Genomic DNA, 10,472 nt, shown 5'->3' on the forward strand with positions numbered 1-10,472 from the left:
CTTTTTAGCTATCTAATAAACTGTGCGGGGGTGACTCGACAAAATCGATTTCTTTGAAATCACGATTTTTGAGTCACTCCCATTTAATTATTTATAGATACTATATTTTTTATTGATTAAGTAAATTAACACTGCAGGGATTACTGCAAATAACATTAATTTATATCCAAATACTTCTAATGTAAGAAATATAGGTGCAATGTATGTCTTAGTTGCCGCTGAAAATACTAAACAGTATCCTAAAGCGGCAGTTACAAGAATTGGTAATCCTAACCAAGTTCCTAGAATTACTCCAAAAGTCGCTCCAATCGCAAACAACGGAGTAACCTCTCCTCCACTAAAACCAATCCCTGTACATATTGCAGTTAATACGATTTTCAACATAAAATCATAAACTTGAATCTGTTCAAAGTTTGTAAAAGAAAGATTAATTAAATTTGTACCTAATGAAGCATATCTGTACTCGAAAACAATACTAACTAAAATAAAAACAACTAGAAGAATCCAAATGATATTTTTATTCAAAGCTACTAATTTCTTTATTTTTCTTTGAAGTAGAACAAATAAGATTCCTACAAAAACAAACACAACTCCAACTAAAATTAATTTAAAAATAAATTCTAAATTTATATTAATTTCACTTACATCTATAGCTACAAAGAATTTTTCCAAACCAAGTTTATGCGATACAAAAGCACTTATATACGCTGCAACAATATAAGTTACATACTCATAAATTTTATTTTTTGTAAAGTTAAATTTATCACTGACAACCTCTAAAATAAATACCACAGCAGCTAAAGGTGTTTGAAACAATCCAGCAAATCCACAAATCATGCCTAACTTTACAAAAAATTGTTTTTTCTCTGTACTGAATTCATCTGGAGCAATATTCCCACCAATAGCTCCACCCAACTGCACAGCAACACCTTCACGCCCTACACTCACTCCGAAGCTGTGAGCTAGTAAAGTATTCAAAGTTAAAATAAAAGGGAACTTCCACGTAACTTTCTCTTTTTTATCAGTTGCCGCTTCAATAAAATACTTCATACCTATAGCACTGGTGTGTAAATATTTATTACTAGACTTAGTAAAAACTAGTATCAAAGGTGTTAAAATCAATAAATACTTATAATAACTACTAGTTAATTCTATTAATTTCAATAACGTTTGACCAAATAACGAACAACAAATAGAAATTAATAATACTGCACTTATTAATCTAAAATAATAATTCCTTAACATATTATATTTATTTTTCTCCTTCAAATATAAATCTGAGATTGACATAAAAGTTCTAAACTTTTTAAAACGCTTATATGAGAACCCAGGGGCTGACCCAAAAGTCCTAAAATTTAACAAAGTTCATATAATAGCTCATAGACGCAGCGGTTTATCGATATCTAAATTCGCTTTTAAAAAGCTTTTTAGATATCTAATAAATCACTGCAGGAAGTGACTCGACAAAATCTTGTTTCTACGAAATCACGATTTTTTAGTCGCTCCCTCTCAGATTCTTTACTATTGATTCTTTTTAAAACTTAAACTTGATTTTTTCGGTTGATCGTAACTAAAGCCTTCTCCTATAATATCATGAACCTCAGTTATCGTCACGAAAGCTCGGGGATCAATTTTATAAACCAGAGATTTTAATTTTCCTATTTCATTTCTTGAAACAACGCAATATCCAATATTCAAATCTTTCTTAGAATAGCTTCCCTGACCTTTTATATAAGTTAATCCACGATTCATATCTTCTTGGATTTTTTTAGTAATAGCTTCTATTTCCGATGAAACTATCATTACTCCTTTTCCAGGAACACCACCTTCAACAACGTAATCTATAACTTTAGTACATATAAAAATATAAATCAAAGTATATAGAATCGCTGGAAAACTCTTAACTACTACAAATGTTAAGGCGATGATAACTCCATCAAGAATTTGAATTATCCTACCGATTGAACTACCTGTATAAAGTTGTACAATTTTTGCAACTATATCTACTCCACCTGTCGTTCCTCCTGCAAGAAAAACTATCCCTAATCCTAATCCCGCTAGTAATCCTCCAAATACAGCAGCCAGTAATCTATCTCCACCAATCTCAATTTCTATATTATACTTCTCAAAAATCCCTATCCAAAAAGTCAACATAATAATGCCGTAAACCGTGTATAACATTGTCTTTTTATCTAACATTTTATATCCTATTATTAATAACGGAATATTTACCAATATTGTTCCCACAGAAACAGGAAGACCTATTGAATATAATAATAACAGTGATATTCCTGTCCCTCCACCTTCAGCTAATTTATTTGGAACATTAAAATGCATAATTGCAAAAGAGTAAATAGCACAACCCAAAGAAATAATAAATAATTCTTTTAAAATTTTTGTGAAATTTAAATTTTTAAATGTCTTTTCCATAGTGCACCTCCAAAATCAATTTTATCCTAATTATAACAGGTTTCATGACGTTAAACAACTATAGAAAATAATATTTTTCACTACTAAATTTTTATAAATTTCATCTTTTCTTAGACATTATTACAAATTTGTACTATAATTATAATATCAATATTGGAGGTTGACTTTTAAAATGAATAAAAACTTCATACCAAATTATCTTACCCTTTGTAATATTTTTTGTGGATTTATGTCAATTCTGACTACATCACATGGATATTTCATCTGGGGTACTGTCTTTATTATCTTAGCTATGCTTGCAGATAGATACGATGGTATCGTCGCAAGAAAACTTGGTGTTGTTTCTGAAATTGGTCACGATTTAGATTCATTATGTGACGTAGTAAGTTTCGGAGTAGCACCTGCTATGCTTGTTTTTGAAATCTTTATTACTAATGATAAGCCATCAACACTATTAATGGTAATTGTTGCTATACTTTGTGGAGTTTACGTATGCTGTGGAGCTTATCGTTTAGCTAGGTTTAACGTGACAAAAATGAAAAATGGATATTATCAAGGAGTTCCTATCACTACATGCGGAACAGTTCTTGCAGTACTTGCTCAGATAAAATTACCAAGTATTGCAATGCTTATACTAGTAGTAGCATGCTCTTATTTAATGGTAAGTAATATAAAAATTAAAAAAATATAAAAAAAATAGAAAAAAGGTTGTAAATTGTTAAAAAAACAATTACAACCTTTTTCCAGTTTATGAGGTTATAACATTATATATTACTATAACATAATGATTATAAATTTTTTTAAGATCTGTATACCCAAATTTTCCTTTACTAATATTCTTCTATAAGCTATATCCACAATTATTTATATCTTTTTATTAAGAAATTTTAATAATAGTTATTACTTTTATTTTTCTTTTATTTATTATATAATCGTATGCGTATATATTAAATTTTATATAAGGAGCATCTTAATGATATTTACAGAAATTAGCAGTGACGAATTACAAATGGTTCAAGAAAAAAACGATAATCGTTACTTTTTACAACAAGCTGCCGTATATAGTAAAATGCAAAATTTCAATAATCTAAAGACTAAAATTCTTGCAGTAAAAGAAAATAATAAAATACTAGCATATTCAACATTTATTTATTTCCCTTATAGAAAATTCTTCTATAAAGTTACTGCTCAACACGGTCCAATAATGGATTACTCTAATAATGAGTTAGTAAGATTTTATATGGCAGAATTAAAAAACTATTTCGCTAAAGACTTTCGTGTTCTCTGCGTAAGAGTAAATCCATTCTTAAACGAACGTATTTATAAAGATATCGAATATGTTGAAACTACTGAGGATGCTATTAAAACAGATAAAATATTAACTTCACTAGGATACAAACCACTTAATGATGACTTATTCACAAATCCTACACTGGCTTCTCGTTGTGTTTTTTCTAAATCACTAGACGAAAATATTACTGAGAATAATTTATTAAAAAATATTTCACAAATTGCTCGTTATACTATTAATAGAACGATGAAAGAAGGAGTACAAGTTCGAGAGATTGATATCTTTGATGAAGAAGATGCAAAAATCTTTGATAAAATTAATCGTGATACTGAGGAGAGAATAGACTTTAGCATTCGTGATAATACATATTTTAAGTCATTAAAGAATAATATCGGAGATAAAGCTCACTATCTTATTTCATACATTGATTGTGATCAATTCATTGAAACTACAACTAACACAATTGCAAATCTCGAAAAAGAGCGAGACGATCTAAAAGAAAAATTAGAACAAGGAAAAGTGAATGCTAAAAAAGCAACTAACCGTCTAAAAGAATTTGATGAAAATATTGCTATTTGGTATAAAAAAATTGATAAAATAAAAGAGCTTAAAGAAGAAAACGGAAATATTATTAATCTTTCATGTGCTACTTTTATAGAATCAGGGCAAGATTTAATCTACTTCACAAGCGGTGCAATGAGAAAATTCCACCGTTACGAGGGTCCATATGCAATCTTATTCCATATGATGAAATACGCCATCAATAATAACTTTAAATATTTCAACTTCTTTGGTACTTCTAAAGATTTTGAGTCTGAAGAGGCTACTGACTACGGAGTTCTTCAATTCAAACGTAATTTCAACGGAAATATAGAGTATTTTATGGATAATTACGAAATTAGAAATGCAATCGGAAAAATTTGGAAAATATAAAAGGAATTGAGCTCCTGCTCAACTCCTTTTTTTCATTTATTCTTCTTTCTTAGCAACTTTTTTCGTAGCTTTTTTAGTTTTTTCTTTTTTCTGAGGTTTATTGTTTTCTGGATACATTACTTTATCTACTAGACCATATTCACACGCTTCTTCTGCTGTTAAATAGTTATCACGTTCTGTATCACGTTCAATAGTCTTAATAGTTTGTCCAGTTCTGTCTGCTAAAATTTTATTTAATTTTTCTCTAGTTCTTAATATGTGTTTTGCAGCAATTTCAATTTCTGTTGCTTGACCTTGTGCACCACCTAATGGTTGGTGAATCATCACTTCCGCATTTGGAAGTGCGTAACGTTTACCGATAGTTCCAGCTGCAAGTAAAAATGCACCCATACTAGCTGCCATCCCCATACAAATAGTAACAACGTCACATTTAATATGTTGCATAGTATCATAAATTGCAAAACCAGCTGTCACACTTCCACCTGGTGAATTAATATAGAAATAAATATCTTTTTCACTATCTTGTGCTTCTAAAAATAAAAGTTGACTTGTTATTGAGTTTGCTACTTGATCATTTACATCTGAACCAAGAATAATGATTCTATCTTTCAATAATCTTGAATAAATATCGTATGCTCTTTCCCCTTGAGAAGTTTGCTCTATTACTGTAGGAATTAAATTCATTTTCTTACCTCCTAATTTTCGTTTTCACTAGATATTATATATCAAAAATGGTCAATTAGCAACTTATTTCCCTTTCTAAGTATTCTACATATAAAATATAATAACACTTAAATTCAAATTAAAAAATCGACTTAAAATAATAATTCTAAGCCGATTCTATATAAATTTTATAGTCTATAAGAATGTTCTTTAAAGTTACCTACTATTGTATTTACCGCACTTACCGTTATAAATGCTTCTGGACAATTTTTCGCTACCAATTTACGCAATTGATACATCTCATTTTGCTGAATAACTACAATTATCATTCGTTTCTTCTCATGAGAATATCCACCCTCTACATCCATTATCGTTGAACCTCTATGTAAAGTATTATTAATAAGTTCTACCATAACCTCAGGATTTTTACAGATAATTGTACATTGAATATATGCAGAAAAGAATTTTTGAACACCTCTCATCGTTTGATTACGAACAAAACTCATAACAAGGGCATACATTACATATTTTATATCAAAAAATATCCATACTATTGTATAAACTGTAATATCTTGTATAAGAAATACCGTCGGTAAATTAAAATCCATTTTTTTTGAAATAAATTTACCTGTAATATCTGTTCCTCCAGTAGAAGCACCCGCAACTAATAAACAGCACATTGCAAGTCCCGAAATAATTCCACAGAAAATTGCTGCAACTAAAGAATCACCTAAATTCACCGGAGTAATAATCTTTGGTAAATTATTTATTAAGAAAGATGAAATACTTATGACAACTCCTGTAAGTATTACAAACTTTCTACCAATATATCTATAACCTATATAAAATAGTGGAACGTTTAATATAAACTGAATCGTCCCTATTTTTATTCCTGTTAACTTATTCACCACTAAACTTAACCCCAAAGCCCCACCTGCTCCAATATTATTTACAGGGATTAATAAACCAGCATAAATAGAGAATAAAACCGTTCCTATTATTATTAAAATAACATCTTTGGCATTCTTATGTTTCTCTGTAGCATAAATAGTATCTGATAATTTCATGATATCCTTATCCTTTATTTTTTTCCTCTATATATTTTAATACAAATATAAATTTAAAACAATTAAAAATTGATTATCTTTTATAAAACATTAATAAATAATTCATTTTATAGGCATTTTGTGTTAAAATTTAAGTAATAGACTTTTTTAGTTATTATGATATAGAAGAAATTTGGGAGTCATTCATTAGTTAATTTATACGATAACTAATTTTTAATTTGTGAATCTCCCTTTTAACAAGGAGCTATTTATGATTAAACTCTATAATACATTGACAAAACAAAAAGAAATTTTAAAAACAATTGAAGAAAATAAAGTAAGAATGTACGTTTGTGGACCTACTGTTTATAACTATATACATATTGGAAATGCACGTCCGATAATAGTTTTTGATGTAGTACGCAAATATTTAGAACACAGTGGATATGAAGTAGATTTTATCTCTAACTTTACAGACGTTGATGATAAAATTATTAAGGCTAGTAATGAAGAAGGAATTTCTACAAGTGAACTAACTGACAAGTACATTACAGCTTTCTTTAAAGACTATGATGCACTTGGATGTAAGAGAGCAACTAAAAACCCTAGAGTTACTGAATACATGCAAGAAATAATTAACTTCATCGCAAAACTTGTTGAAGAAGGATTTGCATACGAAGCTAATGGTGATGTTTATTTCAGAACACGTAAAAAAGAAGATTATGGAAAATTAAGTAAACAATCTATCGATGACTTAATTAGCGGTGCTCGTATTGAAGTTGGTGAACATAAAGAAGATCCTCTAGATTTTGCACTGTGGAAAAAAGCTAAACCAGGTGAAGTAAAATGGGATAGCCCATTTGGTGAAGGTCGTCCAGGTTGGCATATTGAATGCTCTGTAATGGCTAAAGAAACTCTGGGTGATACAATCGACATCCACGCTGGTGGACAAGACTTAACATTCCCTCACCACGAGAATGAAATTGCACAGTCTGAATGTCACAACCATGCACCATTCAGTAACTATTGGATGCATAATGCCTTTATTAATATTGATAATGTCAAAATGAGTAAAAGCTTAGGTAACTTCCGCCTTGTAAAAGATATTATTGCAGAAATAGACCCAATGGTACTTCGCTTATTCATGTTGACAGTTCACTACAGAACTCCAATTAACTACACATTAGAAAATATTGAGCTTGCGAAAACAAACTTCGAAAAAATTAAAACGTCTTATCAAAACTTACAATTCAGATTAAATAATGATATAACTGATGAAAAATTAGATACAGAAGTTGTAGCATTAGTTACAGAGGAGTTAAACAAATTTGAAGAATATATGCAAGATGATTTCAATACAGCAAATGCACTTTCTTCATGGTATGAAATTGTGAGAATATCTAATTCATACACAGCAAAAGAAGCTGTCAACAAAGAAACTCTAGAGCTAATCAACGCTGCATTTGAAACTTATAGTTCTATTCTTGGAATAAGCGTAAAAGAAGATAATACACTTAATAGTGAACACATCGAAAGTTTAATAGCTGAACGTGAAGAAGCTCGTAAAAATCGTAATTTCGCCTTAGCTGATAAAATACGTGATGACTTAAAAGAACAAGGAATTATCTTAGAAGATACTAAACAAGGTGTACGATGGAAAAAAATATAACTTTTAAATTTACTGAAAAAAACTTCGCTAATCCTAATCAAATGCAAGCACTAACTCTTGCCTATATTGGAGATAGCATCTATGATATTATGAGTAGAGAGTACGTTATGAAAAATCACTTAGGAAAAATAAATGATCTTCACAAAACAGTATCTACAATCGTATCAGCAAGAGCACAAGCAAGTTTTATGGAAAACATACTAAATAATAGTATATTAACAGAACAAGAAGAAAAAATTTATAACCGTGCAAAAAATCAAAAAAACAACTCTAAAGCAAAGAACGCAAGCATTATGGAATATAAACTTGCTACAGGTTTAGAGGCAGTATTCGGTTATTTATATTTAGAAAAAAACTTTGAAAGATTGGAGGAAATGTTTAACTACATAATTAGACTATATGAAGAAAAACAATAAACACTATAAAGAATTAAGACTAAAAAATAAAGAACAAAAACCTCAAGTTGAAACTCCTGAAGTTGATTTAGATAAAGAAGTGATTGCAGGTCGTAATTCTATACTTGAAGCTATTAAATCAGGACGTGAAATTAATAAAATTCTATTCCAAGAAGGGATTGAAAAAGGAAGATTAAAATCTATTTTTGCTATTGCTAATGAGAAAAAAATCATTTGTCAAGAAGTTCCAAAACGTAAACTAGATAATTCTACTACTGAACGTCACCAAGGGGTTATCGCCTATGTTGCACCATACTCTTACTTTGAACTTGATGAAGTAGTAAATAACCTAGAAATTAATAAGGATACTACCCTACTAATTTTAGACCATATTGAAGATCCACACAATCTTGGTGCTATAATTAGAACTGCTGAGGCTAGTGGTGTTAAAGCTATAATTATTCCTAAACGTCGTGCTGCTGTGGTTAGCCAAACTGCAGTTAAAGCATCTGCAGGAGCGATTGAACACATGCCCGTTATTCGCGTATCAAACCTAACTGATGCTATTAAAAAACTAAAAGAAAAAGGGTTCTGGATCGCTGGAACTACACTAGCAGAACGTTCTGAAGATTATACAAAAATTGCAAAAGATGTACCTTTAGCTATTGTAATTGGTAATGAAGGCGAAGGAATGAGTAAAGTTGTTACTAATGAATGTGACTTCTTATATCACCTACCAATGTTAGGAAAAATACAAAGCTTAAATGCTTCTGTAGCTGCTGGAATAATTATGTATGAAAGAATAAAATCTAATGATTAAAATTTTAAACAATAAAGAAGAATTAGACCTTGGTTTTGCTCTTCGCATTGAAGTATTTGTTAAAGAACAAAATGTTCCTATTGAACTAGAATTAGATGAAAAAGATTATAGCGAAAATACAGTTCATATTGGATATTTCGATGATGATAAACTTATTGGAATCGCTCGTCTTATAGATCTTGATAAAGACGTTATTCACATCGGACGCGTTGTTATTAATAAAGAATATCGTGGAAAAGGTATCGGTCGTAAACTTATTATTGGCTGCGAAAACATAGCCAAACAAATTCTAAAAAAAGAAGTAATTATAGAATTAAGTGCTCAAATTCAAGCTGAAAAATTCTATGAATCATTAGGTTACAACCGAATTAATAATAAAATATATTTAGATGCTGGAATTGAACATGTTGATATGAGAAAAATAATTAATTAAATTATTAAAGGAGGCTTTTTTATGAAAAAACAATATTTATTTATTGATGGTTACAATTTACTTTTTCGTATGAAAGAATATAACTTAATAAAAAGCTCTACCTTCCCTACTGAACGTGATGTTCTAATTGATATTTTACGTGAATATGCAGGCGGAAATAATTACATTGTCTACTGCGTATTCGATGCATATCTTACTCGTGCAAAAGAATATATTAAAGAAGAACCACCTATCAGTATTGTTTATACAAAAACTGGAGAACGTGCAGACCAGTGGATAGAAAGAAAAACTCGTGAACTAAGAATTGATCACTTTATTGACATTATAGTTGTAAGTGATGATAACGATGAGCGCAATACTACTCTTGGCTATGGTGCTATTCTAAGAGACTGCCATATGTTTATAAAAGAACTAAAAGATAGAAAACAAAATGTTTCTAAAATAACAAGAAAACATAATTCACGAAAATTAAAAAATAGACATATTCGAATGAGCGATAAAGACAGAAAAAAACTAGAAAATTTCATAAAAAACGGGAAATTTTAAAACTAAAGAGATGGACTTATTAAAATCCATCTCTTTTTTAATATTTTGAAAAATCTATACTCAAATCTAAATAAAGCTAATTTCAATTTTTCCTTTATTTGAGATTGCTGTTATTTGTCTTTCCTTAGCAGCTGTTGTATTCTTGCTGTAATTAATTTGATAATCTTCTTTATTACCTATTATCTTAGCAAAGATAGTGTATAATATTTTGTGTAAACAGAAAAGTCAAGAGAAGTTGGAAAAAAA

11 protein-coding genes are annotated in these 10,472 nt (G+C 29.5%); 7 read left to right on the forward strand and 4 right to left on the reverse strand.

Annotated features, from left to right (window positions below; translation table 11 throughout):
- Nucleotides 1-87: 87 nt before the first annotated feature.
- Nucleotides 88-1,245 carry a chloride channel protein gene (locus tag ACO6OL_RS07395; RefSeq protein WP_485502678.1) on the reverse strand — a complete coding sequence of 386 codons (1,158 nt, stop codon included), beginning with the start codon at nt 1,243-1,245 and terminating at the stop codon, nt 88-90.
- Between the two features lie 276 nt (nt 1,246-1,521).
- Nucleotides 1,522-2,430 (reverse strand): YitT family protein, encoded by a 909-nt coding sequence (locus tag ACO6OL_RS07400; RefSeq protein WP_485502679.1) that lies wholly within the window; start codon nt 2,428-2,430, stop codon nt 1,522-1,524.
- Nucleotides 2,431-2,602: 172 nt separating this feature from the next.
- On the opposite strand from ACO6OL_RS07400, the gene pssA reads away from it, so the two are divergent.
- Together pssA and ACO6OL_RS07410 are read left to right on the forward strand one after the other, a co-directional pair.
- On the forward strand, nt 2,603-3,121 hold the full coding sequence (gene pssA / locus ACO6OL_RS07405) for a CDP-diacylglycerol--serine O-phosphatidyltransferase (protein ID WP_314161009.1): 519 nt from the start codon (nt 2,603-2,605) through the stop codon (nt 3,119-3,121).
- Between the two features lie 282 nt (nt 3,122-3,403).
- Entirely contained in the window at nt 3,404-4,654 is a 1,251-nt protein-coding gene (locus tag ACO6OL_RS07410) for a peptidoglycan bridge formation glycyltransferase FemA/FemB family protein (RefSeq protein WP_314161010.1), read from the forward strand.
- A gap of 36 nt (nt 4,655-4,690) precedes the next feature.
- Here ACO6OL_RS07410 and clpP read toward each other — a convergent pair whose 3' ends face one another.
- Together clpP and ACO6OL_RS07420 are read right to left on the reverse strand one after the other, a co-directional pair.
- Nucleotides 4,691-5,338 carry an ATP-dependent Clp endopeptidase proteolytic subunit ClpP gene (clpP, locus tag ACO6OL_RS07415; RefSeq protein WP_314161011.1) on the reverse strand — a complete coding sequence of 216 codons (648 nt, stop codon included), beginning with the start codon at nt 5,336-5,338 and terminating at the stop codon, nt 4,691-4,693.
- Between the two features lie 167 nt (nt 5,339-5,505).
- Nucleotides 5,506-6,384 (reverse strand): YitT family protein, encoded by an 879-nt coding sequence (locus ACO6OL_RS07420; RefSeq protein ID WP_314160115.1) that lies wholly within the window; start codon nt 6,382-6,384, stop codon nt 5,506-5,508.
- Nucleotides 6,385-6,634: 250 nt separating this feature from the next.
- Between ACO6OL_RS07420 and cysS the strand changes: the two genes are divergently transcribed.
- From cysS to ACO6OL_RS07445, 5 genes are read left to right on the forward strand one after another with little or no spacing between them, the layout of a single operon-like run.
- Nucleotides 6,635-8,032 carry a cysteine--tRNA ligase gene (cysS, locus tag ACO6OL_RS07425; RefSeq protein WP_485502680.1) on the forward strand — a complete coding sequence of 466 codons (1,398 nt, stop codon included), beginning with the start codon at nt 6,635-6,637 and terminating at the stop codon, nt 8,030-8,032.
- Nucleotides 8,017-8,448, forward strand: coding sequence for a Mini-ribonuclease 3 (locus ACO6OL_RS07430; protein WP_294682834.1), 432 nt, complete (start codon nt 8,017-8,019; stop codon nt 8,446-8,448). The genes cysS and ACO6OL_RS07430 overlap by 16 nt, the downstream gene beginning before the upstream one ends.
- Entirely contained in the window at nt 8,432-9,247 is an 816-nt protein-coding gene (gene rlmB, locus ACO6OL_RS07435; RefSeq protein ID WP_485502681.1) for a 23S rRNA (guanosine(2251)-2'-O)-methyltransferase RlmB, read from the forward strand. Before ACO6OL_RS07430 ends, rlmB begins: the two co-directional genes overlap by 17 nt.
- A complete protein-coding gene (locus tag ACO6OL_RS07440) occupies nt 9,240-9,680 on the forward strand; it encodes a GNAT family N-acetyltransferase (RefSeq protein WP_485502682.1) in 441 nt (146 codons plus the stop codon). The genes rlmB and ACO6OL_RS07440 overlap by 8 nt, the downstream gene beginning before the upstream one ends.
- A gap of 21 nt (nt 9,681-9,701) precedes the next feature.
- Nucleotides 9,702-10,226 carry an NYN domain-containing protein gene (locus tag ACO6OL_RS07445; protein ID WP_485502683.1) on the forward strand — a complete coding sequence of 175 codons (525 nt, stop codon included), beginning with the start codon at nt 9,702-9,704 and terminating at the stop codon, nt 10,224-10,226.
- Nucleotides 10,227-10,472 lie beyond the last annotated feature (246 nt).

The sequence above is a fragment of the Gemella sp. genome (assembly GCF_057272915.1).